The sequence below is a fragment of the Pseudomonas sp. VE 267-6A genome (genome assembly GCF_024126555.1).
Taxonomy (GTDB): Bacteria; Pseudomonadota; Gammaproteobacteria; order Pseudomonadales; family Pseudomonadaceae; genus Aquipseudomonas; species Aquipseudomonas palmensis.
Genome location: NZ_JAMYBY010000002.1, coordinates 250,485 through 270,479, shown reverse-complemented (window position 1 = coordinate 270,479; position 19,995 = coordinate 250,485). Strand labels below are relative to the sequence as shown.

Annotated in this window: 17 protein-coding genes; 7 read left to right on the top strand and 10 right to left on the bottom strand. The window is 62.7% G+C overall.

Annotated features, from left to right (window positions below):
* The 4 genes from NJH59_RS03140 to fabI are packed head-to-tail and all read left to right on the top strand — an operon-like array spanning position 1 to position 4,520.
* Complete coding sequence (locus NJH59_RS03140) at positions 1-1,074, top strand: microcin C ABC transporter permease YejB (protein ID WP_253086372.1); 1,074 nt, start codon at positions 1-3, stop codon at positions 1,072-1,074.
* Between the two features lies 1 nt (position 1,075).
* Complete coding sequence (locus tag NJH59_RS03135; RefSeq protein WP_253086371.1) at positions 1,076-2,095, top strand: ABC transporter permease; 1,020 nt, start codon at positions 1,076-1,078, stop codon at positions 2,093-2,095.
* Position 2,096: 1 nt separating this feature from the next.
* The gene (locus NJH59_RS03130) at positions 2,097-3,707 is read left to right on the top strand and encodes an ABC transporter ATP-binding protein (RefSeq protein ID WP_253086370.1); all 1,611 of its coding nucleotides are present in this window, start codon (positions 2,097-2,099) and stop codon (positions 3,705-3,707) included.
* Positions 3,708-3,725: 18 nt separating this feature from the next.
* A complete protein-coding gene (gene fabI / locus NJH59_RS03125) occupies positions 3,726-4,520 on the top strand; it encodes an enoyl-ACP reductase FabI (RefSeq protein WP_043864489.1) in 795 nt (264 codons plus the stop codon).
* Positions 4,521-4,715: 195 nt separating this feature from the next.
* Here the strand turns inward: fabI and NJH59_RS03120 are convergent, their stop codons facing one another.
* The 7 genes from NJH59_RS03120 to NJH59_RS03090 all read right to left on the bottom strand — a co-directional run bounded on the left by NJH59_RS03120 (position 4,716) and on the right by NJH59_RS03090 (position 13,747).
* Positions 4,716-6,587, bottom strand: coding sequence for a SurA N-terminal domain-containing protein (locus NJH59_RS03120; protein WP_054915281.1), 1,872 nt, complete (start codon positions 6,585-6,587; stop codon positions 4,716-4,718).
* A gap of 196 nt (positions 6,588-6,783) precedes the next feature.
* Positions 6,784-7,056, bottom strand: a complete 273-nt coding sequence (locus NJH59_RS03115) for an HU family DNA-binding protein (RefSeq protein WP_003183171.1) — start codon at positions 7,054-7,056, stop codon at positions 6,784-6,786.
* Between the two features lie 146 nt (positions 7,057-7,202).
* Positions 7,203-9,599, bottom strand: a complete 2,397-nt coding sequence (gene lon, locus NJH59_RS03110; protein WP_043864491.1) for an endopeptidase La — start codon at positions 9,597-9,599, stop codon at positions 7,203-7,205.
* A gap of 152 nt (positions 9,600-9,751) precedes the next feature.
* The gene (clpX, locus tag NJH59_RS03105; RefSeq protein WP_043864492.1) at positions 9,752-11,035 is read right to left on the bottom strand and encodes an ATP-dependent Clp protease ATP-binding subunit ClpX; all 1,284 of its coding nucleotides are present in this window, start codon (positions 11,033-11,035) and stop codon (positions 9,752-9,754) included.
* A 105-nt stretch (positions 11,036-11,140) separates the two neighbouring features.
* Positions 11,141-11,776 carry an ATP-dependent Clp endopeptidase proteolytic subunit ClpP gene (clpP, locus tag NJH59_RS03100; RefSeq protein WP_043864493.1) on the bottom strand — a complete coding sequence of 212 codons (636 nt, stop codon included), beginning with the start codon at positions 11,774-11,776 and terminating at the stop codon, positions 11,141-11,143.
* Between the two features lie 91 nt (positions 11,777-11,867).
* Complete coding sequence (gene tig / locus NJH59_RS03095; protein ID WP_253086369.1) at positions 11,868-13,178, bottom strand: trigger factor; 1,311 nt, start codon at positions 13,176-13,178, stop codon at positions 11,868-11,870.
* A gap of 263 nt (positions 13,179-13,441) precedes the next feature.
* A complete protein-coding gene (locus NJH59_RS03090; RefSeq protein WP_229589432.1) occupies positions 13,442-13,747 on the bottom strand; it encodes a DUF6388 family protein in 306 nt (101 codons plus the stop codon).
* Between the two features lie 226 nt (positions 13,748-13,973).
* Here NJH59_RS03090 and NJH59_RS03085 point away from each other — a divergent pair, with 226 nt between their 5' ends.
* From NJH59_RS03085 to NJH59_RS03075, 3 genes are all read left to right on the top strand, one after another.
* Positions 13,974-15,803 (top strand): SLC13 family permease, encoded by a 1,830-nt coding sequence (locus tag NJH59_RS03085; RefSeq protein ID WP_100633184.1) that lies wholly within the window; start codon positions 13,974-13,976, stop codon positions 15,801-15,803.
* Positions 15,804-15,946: 143 nt separating this feature from the next.
* Entirely contained in the window at positions 15,947-16,465 is a 519-nt protein-coding gene (locus tag NJH59_RS03080) for a sigma-70 family RNA polymerase sigma factor (protein WP_043864497.1), read from the top strand.
* Positions 16,462-17,409: a FecR domain-containing protein gene (locus tag NJH59_RS03075; protein WP_058541307.1), complete on the top strand. Its 948-nt coding sequence runs from the start codon at positions 16,462-16,464 to the stop codon at positions 17,407-17,409. The genes NJH59_RS03080 and NJH59_RS03075 overlap by 4 nt, the downstream gene beginning before the upstream one ends.
* A gap of 13 nt (positions 17,410-17,422) precedes the next feature.
* Here NJH59_RS03075 and NJH59_RS03070 read toward each other — a convergent pair whose 3' ends face one another.
* Genes NJH59_RS03070 through NJH59_RS03060 form a run of 3 tightly spaced genes read right to left on the bottom strand, consistent with a single transcriptional unit; the run spans position 17,423 to position 19,977 of the window.
* Entirely contained in the window at positions 17,423-18,187 is a 765-nt protein-coding gene (locus tag NJH59_RS03070; protein WP_043864499.1) for an ATP-binding cassette domain-containing protein, read from the bottom strand.
* Positions 18,188-19,198 carry an iron ABC transporter permease gene (locus NJH59_RS03065; RefSeq protein ID WP_054915286.1) on the bottom strand — a complete coding sequence of 337 codons (1,011 nt, stop codon included), beginning with the start codon at positions 19,196-19,198 and terminating at the stop codon, positions 18,188-18,190.
* A complete protein-coding gene (locus NJH59_RS03060) occupies positions 19,195-19,977 on the bottom strand; it encodes a hemin ABC transporter substrate-binding protein (protein ID WP_168186855.1) in 783 nt (260 codons plus the stop codon). The genes NJH59_RS03065 and NJH59_RS03060 overlap by 4 nt, the downstream gene beginning before the upstream one ends.
* Positions 19,978-19,995 lie beyond the last annotated feature (18 nt).

Genomic DNA, 19,995 nt, shown 5'->3' with positions numbered 1-19,995 from the left:
ATGCTGGCCTATATCTTTCGCCGCCTGTTGCTGATCATCCCCACCCTGCTGGGTATCCTGATCATCAACTTCGTGATCATCCAGGCCGCGCCCGGCGGCCCGGTGGAACAGATGATCGCCAAGCTCGAGGGCTTCGACGGCGCCACCAGCCGCATCGCCGGTGGCGGCTCGGAAGTATCCGTGGCCGGCTCCAACTACCGTGGCGCCCAGGGCCTGGACCCTGCCCTGGTCAAGGAAATCGAGCGCATGTACGGCTTCGACAAGCCGGCGCCGGAACGCCTGTGGATCATGATCAAGAACTACGCCCGGCTGGATTTCGGCGACAGCTTCTTCCGCGACGCCAAGGTCATCGACCTGATTGCCGAGAAGATGCCGGTGTCGATCTCGCTGGGGCTGTGGAGCACGCTGATCATGTACCTGGTGTCGATCCCCCTGGGCATCGCCAAGGCTACCCGGCACGGCAGCCACTTCGACGTGTGGACCAGCTCGGCCATCATCGTCGGCTATGCGATCCCGGCATTCCTGTTCGCCATCCTGCTGATCGTGCTGTTTGCCGGCGGCAGCTACCTGGACTGGTTCCCCTCGCGCGGGCTCACCTCGAACAACTTCGATGAACTGAGCACCACGGGCAAGATCCTCGATTACTTCTGGCACCTGACCCTGCCGGTGACCGCGCTGGTGATCGGCAACTTCGCCACCATGACCCTGCTGACCAAGAACAGCTTCCTCGACGAGATCAACAAGCAGTATGTGATCACCGCCAAGGCCAAGGGCCTGAGCCCCAACCGGGTGCTCTACGGGCACGTGTTTCGCAACGCGATGCTGCTGGTGATCGCGGGCTTCCCCTCGGCATTCATCGGCATCTTCTTCACCGGCTCGCTGCTGGTGGAGGTGATCTTCTCCCTCGACGGCCTGGGCCTGATGAGCTTCGAGGCGGCCATCAACCGCGACTACCCGGTGGTGTTCGGCACGCTGTTCATCTTCACCCTGCTGGGCCTGGTGGTGAAGCTGATCGGTGACCTGACCTACACCCTTGTCGATCCGCGTATCGACTTCGACAGCCGGGAGCACTGAGATGACCCTATCCCCTCTCAACCGCCGCCGCTTCGAACGCTTCAAGGCCAACCGCCGAGGCTGGTGGTCGCTGTGGCTGTTCCTGATCCTGTTCGGGCTGAGCCTGGGCGCCGAGCTGATCGCCAACGACAAGCCGCTGGCGGTGCGTTACGACGGCGAATGGTACTTCCCCGCCCTCAAGCGCTACCCCGAGACCACCTTCGGCGGCGAGTTCCCGCTGGAGGCCAACTACAAGAGCCCGTACATCCGCGAGTTGCTGGCAGTCAAGGACAGCTGGGTGCTGTGGGCACCGATCCCGTTCAGCTACCAGAGCATCAACTACGACTTGAAGGTGCCCGCCCCGGCCCCGCCCTCGGCGCAGAACCTGCTGGGCACCGACGACCAGGGCCGCGACGTGCTGGCGCGGGTGATCTACGGCTTTCGCATCTCGGTGCTGTTCGCCCTGACGCTGACGGTGTTCAGCTCCATCATCGGGGTGATCGCAGGCGCCCTGCAGGGCTTCTATGGCGGCTGGGTCGACCTGGCCGGGCAGCGCTTTCTGGAGATCTGGTCGGGGTTGCCGGTGCTGTACCTGCTGATCATCCTGGCCAGTTTCGTGCAGCCCAACTTCTGGTGGCTGCTGGGCATCATGCTGCTGTTCTCGTGGATGAGCCTGGTGGACGTGGTGCGCGCCGAGTTCCTGCGCGGGCGCAACCTGGAATACGTGCGCGCGGCGCGGGCGCTGGGCATGCAGAACGGCGCGATCATGTACCGGCACATCCTGCCCAACGCGATGGTCTCGACCATGACCTTTTTGCCGTTCATCCTGACCGGCGCCATCGGCACCCTCACGGCGCTGGACTTTCTCGGCTTCGGCCTGCCACCGGGCGCGCCGTCGCTGGGCGAGCTGGTGGCCCAGGGCAAGTCCAACCTGCAGGCGCCGTGGCTGGGCATGAGCGCCTTCGCGGTACTGGCACTGATGCTCAGCCTGCTGGTGTTCATCGGCGAGTCCGCCCGCGATGCCTTCGACCCGAGGAAATGAGATGAGCAACGACACCTTGATCGAAGTGCGCGACCTGTCGGTGGAGTTCGTCACCGGGGCGCAGCAGCAACGCGTGGTCGAAGGCATCAGCTTCGACATCCGTCGTGGCGAGACATTGGCACTGGTGGGCGAAAGCGGCTCGGGCAAGTCGGTGACCGCGCACTCCATCCTGCGCCTGCTGCCCTACCCGCTGGCCCGCCACCCCAGCGGCAGCATCACCTACGAAGGCCAGGACCTGCTCAAGCTGGAAGAAAAACAGATGCGGCGCATTCGCGGCAACCGCATCGCGATGATCTTCCAGGAGCCGATGACCTCGCTCAACCCGCTGCACAACATCGAGAAACAGATCAACGAGATTCTCATGCTGCACAAGGGCCTGCGCGGCAAGGCGGCCACCGAGCGCACCCTGGAGCTGCTGGAACTGGTGGGCATTCCCGACCCGGTCAAGCGCCTCAAGGCCCTGCCCCACGAGCTGTCGGGCGGTCAACGCCAGCGGGTGATGATCGCCATGGCCCTGGCCAACGAGCCGGAGCTGCTGATCGCCGACGAACCGACCACCGCGCTGGACGTCACCGTGCAGCTGAAAATCCTCGAATTGCTCAAGGACCTGCAGGCGCGCCTGGGCATGGCACTGCTACTGATCAGTCACGATTTGAACCTGGTGAAAAGAATTGCCCACCGCGTATGTGTCATGCAGCGCGGTTGCATCGTCGAACAGGCGTCGTGTGACGAATTGTTCCGTGCCCCGCAGCATCCGTATACGCAAATGCTGCTCGGTGCCGAGCCCAGCGGCAAGCCTGCCGACAACCCGGTGGGCCCGCCGCTGCTCGAGGTCGAGGACCTGCGCGTGTGGTTCCCGATCAAGAAGGGCCTGCTGCGCAAGACCGTGGACCACGTCAAGGCGGTGGACGGCATCAACTTCAGCCTGTCCCAGGGCCAGACCCTGGGCATCGTGGGCGAGAGTGGTTCCGGCAAGTCTACCCTGGGCCTGGCGATCCTGCGGTTGATCGGCAGCCAGGGCGCGATACGCTTTGAAGGCCAGGCGCTGGACGGCCTGACCCAGCAACAGGTGCGGCCGTTGCGCCGCCAGATGCAGGTGGTGTTCCAGGACCCCTTCGGCAGCCTGAGCCCGCGCATGAGCGTGAGCGATATCGTCGGAGAGGGCCTGCGCATTCATCGGATTGGCACGGAGGCAGAGCAGGAACAGGCGATCATGGAGGCGCTCGAGGAAGTAGGACTGGATCCGCAAACCCGGCACCGCTACCCTCACGAGTTCTCCGGTGGCCAGCGACAACGTATTGCCATTGCCCGGGCACTGGTATTGAAACCGGCGCTGATACTGCTGGACGAGCCCACTTCGGCGCTCGACCGGACCGTTCAGCGCCAGGTGGTGGAACTGCTGCGTACGCTGCAGACCAAGTACAACCTGACCTACTTGTTCATCAGCCATGACCTGGCGGTGGTCAAGGCGCTCAGCCACCAGTTGATGGTGGTCAAGCAGGGCAAGGTGGTGGAACAAGGTCCGGCTACGGGTATTTTCAGCGCCCCGCAACATCCCTATACACAGCAGCTGCTGGAAGCCGCCTTTTTGGCCCCCACAGCTGTCGATTAACCTGAAGAGGAACAACACATGGGTTTTCTCGCCGGTAAGCGCGTACTGATCGTCGGTGTCGCAAGCAAACTGTCCATCGCATCCGGCATCGCTGCCGCCATGCATCGCGAGGGTGCAGAACTTGCCTTCACCTACCAGAACGAAAAGCTCAAGGGCCGCGTCGAAGAGTTCGCCGCTGGCTGGGGCTCCAGCCCTGAGCTGTGCTTCCCCTGTGACGTTGCCAGCGATGAAGAAATCGCCAAGGTCTTCGAAGAACTGAGCAAGAAGTGGGACGGCCTGGACTGCATCGTGCACTCCGTAGGCTTCGCACCGGGCGACCAGCTCGACGGCGACTTCACCCAGGCCACCACCCGTGATGGCTTCCGCATTGCCCACGACATCAGCGCCTACAGCTTCGTGGCCCTGGCCAAGGCCGGTCGCGACATGATGAAGGGCCGCAATGGCAGCCTGCTGACCCTGTCGTACCTGGGCGCCGAGCGCACCATGCCCAACTACAACGTGATGGGCATGGCCAAGGCCAGCCTGGAAGCCGGCGTGCGCTACCTGGCGCGCAGCCTGGGCCCGGAAGGCACTCGTGTGAACGCCGTTTCGGCCGGCCCGATCCGTACCCTGGCAGCCTCGGGTATCAAGAACTTCCGCAAGATGCTGGACGCCAACGAAGCGCAGACCCCGCTGCGTCGCAACGTCACCATCGACGAAGTCGGCAACGCCGGCGCGTTCCTCTGCTCGGACCTGGCGTCGGGCGTGAGCGGTGAAATCATGTACGTGGACGGTGGCTTCAACACTACCGCCATGGGCGACCTTACCGAGTAAGGTTGGCAGGATGGGAAAAGGCCGCTGATGCGGCCTTTTCTTTTGTCCGGGATCTGGCCATTCGCCGGCAAGGCCGGCTCCTGAAGAGGTTGTGATCCCTGTAGGAGCCGGCCTTGCCGGCGAACGCCCCCGTACAACCAACACAAAAACAGAAAGGGCCGCATCAGCGGCCCTTTCCGTTTACAGCAGCATCACTCAGTAACGGGTGATGTCCGCCTTCTCTTCCAACTGCTTGCGGTATGCAGCGAAGTCCTGCTGGCCAGCACGCGACGCCAGGAAGCGACGGTAGGCCGCCTTCTCTTCGTCACTTGCCGCAGCACCTTCGTTGACGCCGTTCAGGCGCAGGACCACAAAGCTGCCGTCGTTCAGGGTGACGCTACCGAAGGTCGGCTTGTCCTTGGCTTGCGGCTTGCTCATGCGGAACACCGCCTGCAGCTCGGCCGGGTCGATGGCCTCCTGGTTGCGTGTGACCGCTTCCTGGACTTTCCAGCTCTGACCTTCCTGGCTGGCTGCCAGTTCGACCTTGCCGTCGCGCAGGCCGGCGATCAGCGCCTCGCCCTTGGCCTTGGCCGCCGCACTGGCGTGCTCCCTGGCCAGGTGCTTGCGAATGCTGTCGCTCACCACTTCCAGCGGCAGTTGCTCAGGCTTGCGGTGCTCCTTGACACGGATGACCACGACCGTCTCCGGGTCCAGCTCGATGGCGGTGCTGTTGGCACCCTCTTCCAGCACTTCCGGGCTGAACGCCGCCTGGATCACTGCACGGTTGGCCGTGATGCCATCGCCACCTTCACGACCGAACGGCGCCGAGGTGTTCAGCTTCAGGCCAAGCTCCTGGGCCGGCTGGGCCAGGTCGGAGGCTTCGAACGCCGAGTCCTCCAGCTGCTTGGTCACTTCGACGAAGCGCTGTTCGACCTGCTGGGTCTTGAGCTCGCGGGTCAGCTTGTCTTTCAGGCTGGCGAAGGTCGGCACTTCAGGTGCCTGCACATCCAGCAGCTTGATCAGGTGCCAACCGAAGTCGGTACGCACCGGCGCCGATACCTGGCCCTTGTTCAGCGCATACAGCGCCTCTTCGAAGGCCGGGTCGTAGACGCCCTGGCCGGCATAGCCCAGGTCACCACCCGTGGCGGCAGAGCCCGGGTCCTGGGAGAACTCCTTGGCCAGCTTGGCAAAGTCTTCGCCTTTGTCCAGACGCTGCTTGATCTCTTCGATGCGGGCCTTGGCCTGGGCATCGTCAAGCTTGTCGTTGACTTCGATGAGGATGTGCGCGGCATGGCGCTGCTCGGCCAGGTTGGCGATTTCCTTCTGGTACAGCGCCTGGAGCGCCTCGTCGTCGACCTTGACCTGGTCGAAGAACGCGGCCTTCTTCAGCTCGATGTAGTCGATGACCACCTGATCGGGGCTCATGAACTCCTTGGCGTGCTCGTCGTAGTGCGCCTTGATCTCTTCGTCGGTGACCTTGACCGCGGCCGGGTCGGCCTTGAAGGTCAGCGAAGCGAAATCACGGGTCTGCTTCTCCAGGCGGGCAAATGCCTCGACCTGCGAATCGGTAACAAAACCGCTGCCGGCCAGGCCAGCACGCAGTTGGCCGATCAGCATTTCCTGCGCCAGCATGTCGCGGAACTGCAGGCGACCGTAGCCCAGCTGACGAATCACCTGGTCGAAACGCTCGGGGCTGAACTTGCCGTCAACCTGGAACTCCGGCGTTTGCAGGATGACCTGGTCAAGCGCGGCTTCGGAGAAGCTGAACTTGGCATCCTTGGCGCCCTGGAGCAGCAGCTTGCGCTCGATGAGGCCCTTGAGTGCTGCTTCACGCAGCATTTTTTCATCCAGCAGGGAGGCGTCGAAATCCTTGCCCAGCTGTTGCATCAGTTGCCGACGTTGCATGTCGACAGCCTGGCTCAGCTCATTCTGGCTGATGGTGTCGCCATTGACCTTGGCAGCGTCCTGGCTATGGGTGGTGGCCTGGAAGATGGCATCGAAGCCGGTCAGCGCCATCAAGGCCACGATGACACCGATGATGGTCTTGGCAATCCAACCTTGTGAATTGTCCCTGATATTTTGAAGCATGCGTCCCCCAGAAACGGCCGTACTAAATAAACAACCGCGGAGCGTGGGTAGAGTCCTGATAGAAGAAAGGCGCATCCGAGGATGCGCCTTCTCGTAACTGGCGAAGCACACGGGAATCTGTTTTTGCGATTCCCCGTGCTGCGCTACCAGGCCAGGCGAAACCCGACCCGGTTAGGCGAAGCCTGAAAGAGACGCCTTAGTTGACGGCTTCTTTCAGTGCTTTGCCGGCCTTGAAGCCTGGCTTCTTGGCAGCAGGAATTTCCAGAGTCTTGCCGGTTTGCGGGTTGCGACCGGTACGGGCAGGACGATCGGTTACCGAGAAGGTACCGAAACCGACCAGCACCACGGAATCACCGGCTTTCAGGGCGCCGGTGACGGATTCGATGACTGCGTCCAGCGCACGGCCGGCAGCAGCTTTCGGGATATCAGCAGATGCGGCAATAGCGTCAATCAGTTCCGACTTGTTCACTCTAAGTCCCCTTATCTCTATTTGAGTTTGTTTCTAAGTATGTAATGAAAAGCAAAACGATTGCCGGGTGGCCCACCGACAAGTGGGCGCCGCTTTATAACAAGGGCCCGAATTAACGTCGTGGAGGCCCCCCAGCCAAATACGTACTAATGGGTACTGATTCGTTCCTTGGAATCGCTGTCGCGCTTTTCATCCTTGGCGACAATCTCGGGAGCCACATCTGGCAAGGGCTCCGGGGCGTATTGCAGCGCAATTTGGAGGACTTCGTCAATCCATTTGACAGGTTTAATCTGAAGATCCTGTTTAATATTGTCAGGAATTTCCTTCAGGTCGCGCACATTCTCTTCTGGAATGATCACGGTCTTGATCCCACCGCGGTGTGCTGCCAGCAGTTTTTCCTTCAAACCGCCAATGGCCAGCACCTGGCCACGCAGGGTGATTTCCCCGGTCATGGCCACATCGGCGCGCACCGGAATCCCGGTCAGGGCCGACACCAGTGCAGTGCACATGCCGATGCCAGCGCTCGGGCCGTCCTTGGGGGTAGCCCCTTCCGGCATGTGAATGTGGGTGTCGCGCTTCTCGTGGAAGTCGGCCGGGATCCCCAGGCTGCGTGCACGGCTGCGCACCACGGTCTGCGCGGCAGTGATCGACTCGACCATCACATCGCCCAGCGAACCGGTCTTGATCAGTTGACCCTTGCCCGGAATCACCGCGGCCTCGATGGTCAGCAGCTCGCCGCCCACCTGGGTCCACGCCAGGCCGGTTACCTGCCCTACCTGGTCCTGCTGCTCGGCCAGGCCGTAGCGGAACTTGCGAACGCCCAGGTAATGCTCGAGGTTGTCACCATCGACCTTGACGGCCACCTGCTTGAGCCCGGCATGTTCCTTGACGACCTTGCGGCAGATCTTGGCGATCTGGCGCTCCAGGCCCCGCACACCGGCTTCGCGAGTGTAGTAGCGGATGATGTCGCGGATGGCGGCAGTGTCGATCTCCAGCTCGCCCTTCTTCAGGCCGTTGGCCTTGATCTGCTTGGGCGAGAGGTACTTGACCGCAATGTTGATCTTCTCGTCTTCGGTGTACCCCGGCAGACGAATCACTTCCATCCGGTCGAGCAGCGCCGGCGGGATGTTCATCGAGTTGGAGGTGCACAGGAACATCACGTCCGACAGGTCGTAATCGACCTCCAGATAGTGATCGTTGAAGTTGTGGTTCTGCTCGGGGTCGAGCACTTCGAGCAGTGCCGAGGCCGGGTCGCCACGCATGTCGCTGCCCATCTTGTCGATTTCATCGAGCAGGAACAGCGGGTTGCGCACACCCACCTTGGTCATCTTCTGGATCAGGCGACCGGGCATCGAACCGATGTAGGTACGACGGTGGCCGCGAATCTCTGCCTCGTCACGCACGCCACCCAGGGCCATGCGCACGAACTTGCGATTGGTGGCGCTGGCAATGGACTCGGCCAGGGAGGTCTTGCCCACACCCGGCGGGCCGACCAAGCACAGTACCGGGCCGCGGATCTTCTTCACGCGCTTTTGCACGGCGAGGTATTCGAGGATGCGTTCCTTGACCTCGTCCAGGCCGTAGTGGTCGGCATCCAGGATCTCTTCGGCCTTGGCCAGGTCAAGGCGCACCTTGCTCTGCGCCTTCCACGGCACCTGCACCAGCCAGTCGAGGTACGAGCGCACCACGGTGGCTTCAGCCGACATCGGCGACATCTGCTTGAGCTTGTTCAGCTCGGCCTGGGCCTTGGCGTAGGCATCCTTGGGCAGGCCGGCAGCGTCGAGGCGCTTTTTCAGCTCTTCGACTTCGTTGTGGCCTTCGTCGCTGTCGCCGAGCTCTTTCTGAATGGCCTTCATCTGCTCATTCAGGTAGTACTCGCGCTGACTGCGCTCCATCTGCTTCTTGACCCGACCACGGATGCGCTTCTCGACCTGCAACAGGTCGATTTCGGCATCCAGCAAGGCCAGGACGTGCTCGACCCGGGCGCCCAGGTCGATGATTTCGAGAATTTCCTGCTTCTGCTCGATCTTCAGGGCCATGTGGGCGGCCATGGTGTCGACCAGGCGCCCCGGCTCGTCGATGCTGTTGAGCGACGAGAGGACTTCAGCGGGGACCTTCTTGCCCAACTGCACATACTGTTCGAATTGCGACAGCAGGCTGCGCACGAAGACTTCGGACTCGCGATCGGCGGCCTCGACTTCGTCGATCAGCGCCACATCGGCGCGAATATGCCCGTCGACTTCGACAAAGCGCTCAACCGCACCGCGCTGCTCGCCCTCGACCAGCACCTTGACGGTGCCATCGGGCAGTTTGAGCAGTTGCAGTACGGTTGCGATGGTGCCGACACGGTACAGGGCATCTTCACCTGGATCGTCATCAGCTGGATTCTTCTGGGCCAGCAGGAGGATCTGCTTCTCGCCCGTCATCGCGGCCTCGAGGGCCTCGATGGACTTTTCACGCCCCACGAACAGCGGGATGACCATGTGCGGGTAAACGACGACATCGCGCAATGGCAAAAGAGGCAAGTCGAGGGTTGTCTTCATGATTTCGCCTCTACAGCGGCCTTATGGCCGTAATCCGATGGAAATTTGAGCATGGAGTTAATGTGGGGGCAGGCCCGCAAAAAAACAAGCTCTGCGACAGGAAAAGCAAAGGGGCCCGTAGGCCCCTTGCTGGTTTGCTGCCGTCACCCGACTCAGGCGTCGGGTGCAGCCTTGGCTTGCGGCTCGCTGTTCTCGTAGATCAACAGCGGCTTGGACGAGCCATCGATGACGCTCTCGTCGATCACCACCTTGCTGACATCCTTCTGCGAAGGAATCTCGTACATGGTGTCGAGCAGGATGCCTTCGAGAATCGAACGCAGGCCACGGGCACCGGTCTTGCGCTCCAGTGCCTTGCGGGCCACCGACTTGAGCGCATCGCTGCGGAACTCCAGGTCGACGCCTTCCATCTCGAACAGCTTGCCGTATTGCTTGGTCAAGGCGTTCTTCGGCTCGGTGAGGATCTGCATCAGTGCAGCCTCGTCGAGCTCGTCGAGGGTTGCCAGCACCGGCAGGCGGCCGACGAACTCGGGAATCAGGCCAAACTTGACCAGATCGTCCGGCTCGACTTCACGCAGCGACTCGCCAACCTTCTTGCCTTCTTCCTTGCTGCGAACTTCCGCACCAAAGCCGATGCCACCGCGGGTGGAACGGTTCTGGATGACCTTTTCGAGGCCCGAGAACGCACCGCCGCAAATGAACAGGATGTTGCGCGTATCGACCTGCAGGAACTCCTGCTGCGGGTGCTTGCGGCCACCTTGCGGTGGTACCGAGGCAACCGTGCCCTCGATCAGCTTGAGCAATGCCTGCTGCACGCCTTCGCCCGAAACGTCACGGGTGATGGACGGGTTGTCCGACTTGCGCGAGATCTTGTCGATTTCGTCGATGTAGACAATGCCCATCTGGGCCTTTTCCACGTCGTAGTCGCACTTCTGCAGCAGTTTCTGAATGATGTTCTCGACATCTTCACCGACATAACCCGCTTCGGTCAGCGTGGTGGCATCGGCAATGGTGAACGGCACATTCAACAGACGCGCGAGGGTTTCGGCGAGCAGGGTCTTACCCGAGCCCGTCGGTCCGATCAGCAGGATGTTGCTCTTGCCGAGCTCGACATCGTCGTTCTTCTTGTCACGTTGGTTCAGGCGCTTGTAGTGGTTGTACACCGCTACGGCCAAGACTTTTTTCGCGCGCTCCTGACCAATGACGTACTGGTCCAGGATGCCGCTGATTTCTTTCGGCGAAGGCAATTTATGCGCGCTGCTCTCGGCCTGGGCTTCCTGCACCTCCTCACGGATGATGTCGTTGCACAGGTCGACGCACTCGTCGCAGATAAAGACCGAGGGGCCGGCAATCAACTTGCGTACTTCATGCTGGCTTTTGCCGCAGAAGGAGCAATAGAGCAATTTGCCGTTGTCCTCGCCGTTACGGGTGTCAGTCATTCGATCGATCCAATCCGGTAGGCTTGCAACACAAGATGAAGGCAATTGCGGGCTTTTTCAAGTCCACAGGTGGCGGGAGGGCCCGCCCACCCGCTTGGCTGCCTATCAAACAGGCCGCTTGTGGAGCACCGAGTCGATCAGGCCGTATTCGGCAGCACGCTCGGCGCTCATGAAGTTGTCGCGGTTGGTGTCACGCTCGATGGTTTCGAGGTCCTGCCCGGTGTGATGGGCCAGCAGCTCGTTCAGACGCGAACGGATCTGCAGGATTTCCTTGGCGTGGATCTCGATATCCGAGGCCTGGCCCTGGAAGCCACCCAGCGGCTGGTGAATCATCACCCGCGAGTTCGGCAGGCAGAAACGCTTGCCATGGGCACCGGCAGCCAGCAGGAACGCGCCCATGGAGCACGCCTGACCGATGCAGGTGGTGGAAACGTCGGGCTTGATGAACTGCATGGTGTCGTAGATCGACATGCCTGCTGTCACCGAACCACCCGGCGAGTTGATGTAGAGATGGATGTCCTTGTCCGGGTTTTCCGCTTCAAGGAACAGCAATTGCGCTGCGATCAGGTTGGCCATGTAGTCCTCTACCGGGCCGACCAGAAAGATCACCCGCTCCTTCAACAGGCGCGAGTAGATGTCATAGGCGCGTTCGCCACGAGCGGATTGCTCGATAACCATCGGGACCAGGCCGCCTGCGGCCTGGATGTCAGAGCTCTGCTGATAATAAGAATTGCGGGACATGTCCTGCACTCACTCCCAAATAGTCATGTCTTGAATACGCACAAGCCAGCTCGAAGGCTGGCTTGTGGTGTTTTCCTACAAGAGAAGGAAATCAGTCAGCGGCAGGTGCCTGCACCGGCTTGACAGCTTCTTCGTAAGAGACCGATTTGTCGGTCACAGTCGCTTTCTGCAGAACAGTATCCACAACTTGTTCTTCCAGCACAACCGAACGGACTTCGTTCAGCTGCTGGTCGTTCTTGTAGTACCAGGCCACGACTTGCTCAGGCTCCTGGTAGGCCGAGGCCATTTCCTGGATCATTTCGCGAACGCGGTCTTCGTCTGGCTTGAGGTCGAACTGCTTGACCACTTCGGCGACGATCAGGCCCAGCACGACGCGGCGCTTGGCTTGCTCTTCGAACAGCTCGGCCGGCAGTTGCTCAGGCTTGATGTTGCCACCGAACTGCTGAACGGCCTGCACGCGCAGACGGTTCACTTCGTTTTCCAGCAGGGCCTTTGGCACTTCGATCGGGTTGGCAGCCAGCAGGCCGTCCATTACCTGGTTCTTGACCTTGGTCTTGATGGCCTGGCGCAGTTCACGCTCCATGTTCTTGCGAACTTCGGTGCGGAAGCCTTCGATGCCGGTTTCCTTGATGCCGAACTGGGCGAAGAACTCTTCGGTCAGCTCAGGCAGTTTTGGCTCGGAAACGCTGTTGACGGTAACGGTGAACTCGGCGGCTTTGCCAGCCAGGTCCAGGTTCTGATAGTCCTCGGGGAAGGTCAGGCTCAGAACGCGCTCTTCACCGGCCTTGGCGCCGACCAGACCTTCTTCGAAGCCTGGGATCATGCGGCCGGAACCCAGCACCAGCTGGGTGCCCTGGGCCGAACCACCGGCGAACACTTCACCGTCGACCTTGCCGACGAAATCGATGTTCAGCTGGTCTTCGTTCTGGGCAGCACGGTCGGTCGCTTCAAAGCGAACGTTCTGCTTGCGCAGCACTTCCAGCATGTTGTCCAGGTCGGCGTCAGCCACTTCGGCGCTCAGGCGCTCGACGTTGATCGACTCGAAACCGGCAACGGTGAACTCAGGGAACACTTCGAAGACGGCAACGTATTCCAGGTCCTTGCCCGCTTCGAGCGACTTCGGCTCGATCGACGGCGAACCGGCCGGGTTCAGCTTCTGCTCGACCACGGCTTCGTAGAAGGAGGACTGGATCACATCGCCTACTGCTTCCTGGCGAGCGTCAGCACCGAAACGGCGCTTGATTTCGCTCATTGGAACTTTGCCTGGACGGAAGCCAGCGATCTTGGCCTTTTGGGCGGTCTGCTGCAGACGCTTGTTGACCTGGCTCTCGATACGCTCAGCCGGCACGGTGACGCTCATGCGGCGCTCGAGAGCGGAAGTATTTTCAACAGAAACTTGCATGGATATTCCTCGTTGCACAGACGTTAGCCGGCGATACCGACTCCAGAATCAAGGGCAAGCATTCTAGTGACTCAAACACCAGAAGTCACCCCGTTCAAATCAAGGAGAACAGGCCGCGGCACATTTGAATTTCGCACAACTGCCCCGAAGCCTCTTGCCTGGGCGCCGGAACCCGCCGTTGAAGGCGTTGCGGCCTGACCGGCGGGCATCCCGATGCCCAGAGGAGGCTATGGAACAGAAACTTTTCAACACACTACCGCGCCTCAGGGCGCAGCATCTTCAATTTCGTTGAACTCGCAGTATTCCTGCCAGCTCAGGCCCAATGTCTCGGCCACTTCGCGGTGCACTTCAAGACGCATCTCGCGCAGTTGTTCGGGCGACTCGGCAATCAACTCCAGGGTCAATTCCCAGGATTGAAGGCCACGCTCCTGCGCCTGGTCATCGAACGCCCACTGGATCTGCTGCTGTTGCTCGTGGGCATTGAGCCCGGCTATCTCTTCGAGCAACTGCGGGTTTGCCTGGGCAAATCGCTCTAGCGCGACCGCCTGGCGTGATTCTTTTGCAATCATGGTGCATTCCTTCCTGCGGCCGATAACCCGGCCACTGCTTCAACCGCCTGAAATCTATCAGCTTTGGCTTATTTGTCACTAGCCAGGGTGACATCGGCGACAGGTGAACAGCAGAATGCCGCGCACCTTAACATCTGGCCCTGTGCCACCCAAGCGCTGCAGCAAATCAACAAACGGCCGCCCGGTTTCTGCCAGACTCACCGGCGTCTTCTTTTCGGATACCTGCATGAATCACGAATTGTTCTGGGTCCTTGGCCTGCTGTTCAGCGCCGTCGCGCTGTTTGTCATCAATCGCCCGCGCATGGACGTGGTGGCGCTGCTGGTGATCGTCGCCCTGCCCCTGCTCGGCATCCTGAGCGTGCAGGAAGCCCTGGCCGGCTTCAGCGACCCCAACGTGGTGCTGATTGCCGCGCTGTTCGTGATCGGCGAAGGGCTGGTGCGCACCGGCATCGCCTACCGCATCGGCGAGTGGATGGCCGAACGCGCCGGCAACAGCGAAACTCGCCTGATCGTGCTGCTGATGGTGTCGGTGGCAGGCCTGGGCTCGGTGATGAGTTCGACCGGCGTGGTGGCGATCTTCATCCCGGTAGTACTGAGCATCGCCGCACGCATGAAGGTGTCGCCCAGCCGCCTGATGATGCCACTGGCCTTCGCCGGGCTGATCAGCGGCATGCTCAGCCTGGTGGCCACGCCTCCCAACGTGGTGGTGCACAGCGAGCTGGTACGCCACGGGGAAACCGGTTTCAGCTTTTTCAGCTTCACCCCTTTCGGCCTGGTGATCCTGGTGCTGGGGGTGGGCTACATGCTGCTGACGCGCAACTGGCTGGGCAGCGCGACGCGCAAGGACGGCAGCACCGAAACCCGCCGCACCCTGCTCGACCTGATCATCGACTACAAGCTGGCCGGGCGTGAACGACGCCTGCGGGTCAGGCCCCATTCGCCGCTGATTGGCCACAGCCTGAGCGAGCTGAAGCTGCGCACCGAGCACGGTGCCAACGTGGTCGGCATCGAGCGCCAGCACAAGTTCAGCACCCGCGTGATCAGCCCCGACTCCAGTACCCTGGTGCACGAAGGCGACGTGCTGCTGCTTGACCTGTTCTCGCCCAAGGACGACCTGCGCAGCCTGTGCCAGACCATGCGCCTGGAGCCTCTGCACTTCAAGGCCGCCTACTTCATCGACCAGTCGCGCGAAGTGGGCATGGCCGAAGTGGCGCTGCCACCGGGCTCGCAGTTGATCGGCAAGAACCTGCTGGAGCTGACGTTCCGCAGCCGCTGGGGGCTGAACGTGGTGGGCCTGCGTCGCGACCAGGCGGCCATCGACGAGCAACTGGTGGAAGAAAAGCTCAAGCTGGGCGACACCCTGCTGGTGATCGGCACCTGGAAGGCGATTCGCCAGCTGCAAACGCAACCGCGGGACTTTCTGGTGCTGAGCCTGCCGGCGGAAGTGGACAACGTGGCCCCGGCTCTGAATCAGGCGCCTTATGCGCTGATCAGCCTGGCGGTGATGGTGGGCCTGATGATCAGCGGCCTGGTGCCCAACGTGATCGCCGCGCTGATCGGCTGCCTGCTGATGGGCGCCAGCCGCTGCATCGACATGGAGAGCGCCTACCGGGCGATCCACTGGCAGAGCCTGATACTGATCGTGGGCATGCTGCCCTTTGCCCTGGCGTTGCAGAAAACCGGAGGCATCGCCCTGGCAGTGGACGGCCTGGTGGGCGTGCTGGGCGGTGCCGGGCCCTACGTGATCCTCGCCACGCTGTTTGCGATCACGGCGCTGATCGGGCTGTTCATTTCCAACACCGCAACAGCGGTACTGATGGCGCCGGTTGCGATCACCACCGCACAGCAACTGGGCGCATCGCCCTACCCGTTCGCCATGATCGTGGCGCTGGCCGCATCCGCCGCGTTCATGACGCCGGTGTCGTCGCCGGTGAACACCCTGGTGCTGGGGCCGGGGCAGTATCGCTTCGCCGACTTTGTGAAGGTGGGGGTACCGTTCACGATCCTGGTGATGATTGTGAGCGTGGTGATGGTGCCGTGGATTTTTGCTCTGTAGACGGCGGTGCTGCCTTCGCCGGCCATGCCGGCTCCTGCAGGAGCCGGTTTGGCGGCCACAACCCACTAACAATAACAATTATCATTTGAGAAATAATCTCGTTATACTCCGCAGCCTCATCAGCCCTGCACCGATCGCACTCGATGGAATCCAGCCCACACGCCCCTGCCAGCGCCCATGCGTACCTGCAGACGCTGTACACCGATCACCATCGCTGGCTACGCCAATGGCTGCGCAACCGAATGGGTTGCCCGGAGTCGGCGGCTGACCTGGCCCAGGACACGTTCCTGAGCATCCTGGCCTCCAAGGACCTGTTCAGCATCCGCGAGCCGCGCTCGTTCCTGTCCACCGTGGCGCGGCGCCTGATGGCGAACGTACACCGGCGCCGACTGGTGGAGCAGGCCTATCTCGAAGCCCTGGCCAACCTGCCCGAAGCCGTGGAGCCCTCGCCCGAGGTGCGCACCCTGGCCCTTGAAGCCCTGACCCTGCTGGACAGGCTGCTCGACGAACTGCCGGCCAAGGTCCGCGAAGCGTTTCTGCTGTCGCACCTGCAGGGTCTGAAAATCGCCGAGATCGCCGAGCGCCTGCAAGTCAGCACTCGCTCGGTGAAGCTGTACCTGGTGCGCGCCAACCAGCACTGTTTTTTTGCGCAACTGCCATGAGCACACCGCAACCGGCCTTCAAGCCCCGCACCACCCGTGAGGCTGCCCACTGGCTGACCCTGTGGATGGACGGCGACCTGCCGCCCGAGCAGGCCCAGGCCTTTGCACGCTGGCGCGCCGCCGACCCGGACAACGAACGCGCCTGGCTGCATATAGAAAGCCTGCGCGGTCGCCTGGCCGGGCTGGAGCCCACCGCCGGCTACCGCAGCCTCAGTCACGGCGGCAGCAGTCGCCGGCGGGTGGTCAAGGCATTGCTGCTGCTTGCCCTGGCCGGCGGCACCGGCGGCCTGGCCTACCGCGAGCCCTGGCGCAGCGGTGCGGGCCTGGCCTACCACAATGGCGCCAGCGCCCCTCGACACATCACCCTGGCCGATGGCAGCCAACTGACCCTGGACGCCGACAGCACGGTGGAGGTGGACTTCACCCCCACCCAGCGCACCCTGCACCTGCGCAGTGGGCGGCTGCTGATCAGTACCGGGCATGATGACGCGCAGCGCCCCTTCAGCGTGAAGACCGCCCAGGGCAGCGTCCTCGCGCTGGGCACCCGGTTCGTGGTGCAGGTGCAGCCCGAGCGCACCGATGTGCAACTGTTCGAAGGCGCGCTGAAACTCAGCCCGCTGCACACCACGCCACAGCGGCTCAGTGCCGGTGAGCGCACACGCTTTACTGCCATGCGCATCGACGACAGCACCCGGGTGGGCCGCGAGCCTTCATGGGGCGTAGGTGCACTGGAGGCCGACGACATGCGCCTGGGGCACTTCATTGCCGAACTGTCGCGCTATCGCCCCGGCCTGTTGCGCTGCACCAGTGAAGTGGCCGACCTGCGCATCTCGGGGGTCTACCCGCTGGCCGACAGCGATGCGGTACTCGACGCGCTGACCCAGTCGCTGCCGGTCAGCATCAACCGGCGCTCACGCTACTGGGTCACGGTCAGCGCCCGCTGAGGGAACTGGCCACTCAGCACGCCAGCTCGATGCCCACCGCGTGGCCGGGCCCCGCCGTTACACTGACCTGAGCCCCGAACACCGTCTCGATGGTATGTGCATTCAGTACCTGCGCGGGGGTCCCGCTGGCGCACAACCGGCCCTTTTCCATCAGCCACAGCCGGTCGCAGTAGCGCGCCGCTAGGTTGAGGTCATGCAGCACGCACACCACCGCGATATGTGGCAGACGGGCCAGCCGGCGCAACAGGCGCATCAGATTCTGCTGCTGGCCGATATCCAGCGCGCTGGTGGGCTCGTCGAGCAGCAGCAGGCGCGGCGCCTGGCCCTCGGTGGGGCCCGCAGGGCTGATGGCCAACTGGTTCAGCGCGCGGGCGATGGTCACCCGCTGCAACTCGCCGCCCGACAGCGACAGCACACCGCGGTCGAGCAGATGAGTGATGTCCATGGCCTCGACGATGCCGGCGCACGGCAACCCCGCATGCCCCTGGCCCAGCTGGATGAATTCGCCGACCTGCCAGTCGAACGCACTGTCCATGTGCTGGGTGACCAGGGCGCGGTTGCGCGCCAGCTGGCGCGGCGAATAGGCGCTCAACGGCTGATCGAGCAGCCGCACTTCGCCGCAGTCGGGCGTGATATAGCCGGAGATCAGCGACAACAATGTGCTTTTGCCTGCGCCGTTGGGGCCGATCAGCCCCAGTAGCTGGCCGCCCTGTATGGCCTCGGTGACCGGGCTGAGGGCAAATGGCCGATGCAGGCCGACAGCGAGAAGATCGAGCATTCAGAACTCCCGGACCTTGCGGCCCAGCAACAACCAGAGAAAGTACGGCCCGCCGATCACGCTGGTGACCAGGCCGACCGGAATCTCGGCAGGGCTGACCAGGCTGCGCGCCAGGGTGTCGGCAAGCAGCAGCAGAATCGCCCCGCACAGCATCGAGGCCGGAATCAGCAGACGGTGGCCCGGCCCGAAGTACAGGCGCAGGCAGTGCGGCACCAGCAGGCCGATGAAGCCGATGATGCCGGTGAGTGCGACGCACAGGCCCACGCCCAGCGAGGAGGCCAGCACAATGCGATTTTTCAGGCGCTCGGCATTGAGCCCCGCCGCATGGGCAGACACCTCACCCAACTGGAACAGGTCCAGGTCGGCGGCGCTGCGCACCAGCACCAGCAAGGTCAACGGCAACACCACCAGCGCTACGCTCAGGGTCGACCACTCGGCACTGCCCAGGCTGCCCATGCCCCACAGGCTCAATTGGCGCAACTGTTCTTCGCTGGCCATAAAGGTCAGCATGCCGCCCACCGCGCCGGTCAGGGTATTGATCACCAGGCCGGCCAACAGCAGGGTGATAGTCGATTCACGACCCTTGTAGCCGCGCCCGATGCGGAAGATCACCAGCGTTACCAGCAACGCCCCGACAAACCCGGCCAGAAACTGCCCATACAGCTCCAGGCCGGCAAAACGCCCATTGAACAGCACGATCCAGATCGACACCGCCAACCCCGCACCGCTGGCCTGGCCCAGCAGCGTGGGGTCGGCCAGCGGGTTGCGAAACAGCCCCTGCATGGCGGTGCCGCCTGCTGCCAGGGTCGAGCCCACCAGCACCGCCAGCAGCAGCCGCGGCAGGCGTACCTCGCTCCACACTTGCCATTCCAGCGGCGCGGGCAGATGGCCCAGCAGGATGCGCGGCGACAGGCCGATGCTGCCCACCAGCGAGCACAGCGCCAGCAAGGCGCACAGGCCGGCCAGCATCAGCAACAGCGTGGGCAATGAGCGGGTGTGCGAGCGCGTCATGGGAACAGCGCCCCGGCATCACGGCGCAGTTGCAGCATGGCTGCCACGGTGCGTGGGCCCAGGTTGAGCAGCGCCTGATCGTCCACCTGCACCAGGCGCCGGTGCTGACCGGCCGGGGTCAGCGCCAGGCCGCCGAGCTTCCACAGGTTGTCCTCGCCGCCCAGGGCCTGCAACCCGGCGCGGCTGATGATCACGAAATCCGGTGCAAGCGACACCATCGCTTCGGCCGCCACCTGCTTGTAGGCACTGAACGGCGCGCAGTTCTCGATGCCCGCCTGCTCCAGTGCGGCATGGGCTTCGGTGCCGCGCCCCATGATCAGCGGGATCATGCCCGCTCGATTGAAGATGAACAGCGCCCTGGGGCCCTTGAGCGGCGCCAGTGCAGCCAGCTCGGCGGCCAGACGTTGCTGCTCTGCAACCAGCGGCTGGCTCAGGGTTTCACGGTCGAAGGCCTTGGCCACCTGTTCTATCTTGCGTGGGATATCGGCGATGCGCTTGCCCCTGGGCACTTCGATGACCTCGACGCCCACGGTATCCAGCTGGCGCAGCACCACGGCCGGACGCGCCGCATCGCTGAGCACCACCCGCCGCGGATGCAGGCTCAGGATGCCTTCGGACGACAACTGGCGCAGATAGCCCACCGACGGCAAGCGAGCCACTTCGGGTGGGTAGTGACTGGAATCGTCACGCCCCACCAACCGCGAAGTGGCCTGCAACTGCGCGGCAATCTCGGCCAGGTCGTTGCCGATGACCAATGTGTCGGCCTGATCGGCATGCACGGGCGCTGTACCTATTAA

What these genes read in the sequence shown, in the direction of transcription:
- NJH59_RS03140 (WP_253086372.1), top strand. Translation starts at nt 1, where the DNA reads ATGCTGGCCTATATCTTTCGCCGCCTGTTGCTGATCATCCCCACCCTG.
- NJH59_RS03135 (WP_253086371.1), top strand. Translation starts at nt 1,076, where the DNA reads ATGACCCTATCCCCTCTCAACCGCCGCCGCTTCGAACGCTTCAAGGCC.
- NJH59_RS03130 (WP_253086370.1), top strand. Translation starts at nt 2,097, where the DNA reads ATGAGCAACGACACCTTGATCGAAGTGCGCGACCTGTCGGTGGAGTTC.
- fabI (WP_043864489.1), top strand. Translation starts at nt 3,726, where the DNA reads ATGGGTTTTCTCGCCGGTAAGCGCGTACTGATCGTCGGTGTCGCAAGC.
- NJH59_RS03120 (WP_054915281.1), bottom strand. Translation starts at nt 6,587, where the DNA reads ATGCTTCAAAATATCAGGGACAATTCACAAGGTTGGATTGCCAAGACC.
- lon (WP_043864491.1), bottom strand. Translation starts at nt 9,599, where the DNA reads ATGAAGACAACCCTCGACTTGCCTCTTTTGCCATTGCGCGATGTCGTC.
- clpX (WP_043864492.1), bottom strand. Translation starts at nt 11,035, where the DNA reads ATGACTGACACCCGTAACGGCGAGGACAACGGCAAATTGCTCTATTGC.
- clpP (WP_043864493.1), bottom strand. Translation starts at nt 11,776, where the DNA reads ATGTCCCGCAATTCTTATTATCAGCAGAGCTCTGACATCCAGGCCGCA.
- tig (WP_253086369.1), bottom strand. Translation starts at nt 13,178, where the DNA reads ATGCAAGTTTCTGTTGAAAATACTTCCGCTCTCGAGCGCCGCATGAGC.
- NJH59_RS03090 (WP_229589432.1), bottom strand. Translation starts at nt 13,747, where the DNA reads ATGATTGCAAAAGAATCACGCCAGGCGGTCGCGCTAGAGCGATTTGCC.
- NJH59_RS03085 (WP_100633184.1), top strand. Translation starts at nt 13,974, where the DNA reads ATGAATCACGAATTGTTCTGGGTCCTTGGCCTGCTGTTCAGCGCCGTC.
- NJH59_RS03080 (WP_043864497.1), top strand. Translation starts at nt 15,947, where the DNA reads ATGGAATCCAGCCCACACGCCCCTGCCAGCGCCCATGCGTACCTGCAG.
- NJH59_RS03075 (WP_058541307.1), top strand. Translation starts at nt 16,462, where the DNA reads ATGAGCACACCGCAACCGGCCTTCAAGCCCCGCACCACCCGTGAGGCT.
- NJH59_RS03070 (WP_043864499.1), bottom strand. Translation starts at nt 18,187, where the DNA reads ATGCTCGATCTTCTCGCTGTCGGCCTGCATCGGCCATTTGCCCTCAGC.
- NJH59_RS03065 (WP_054915286.1), bottom strand. Translation starts at nt 19,198, where the DNA reads ATGACGCGCTCGCACACCCGCTCATTGCCCACGCTGTTGCTGATGCTG.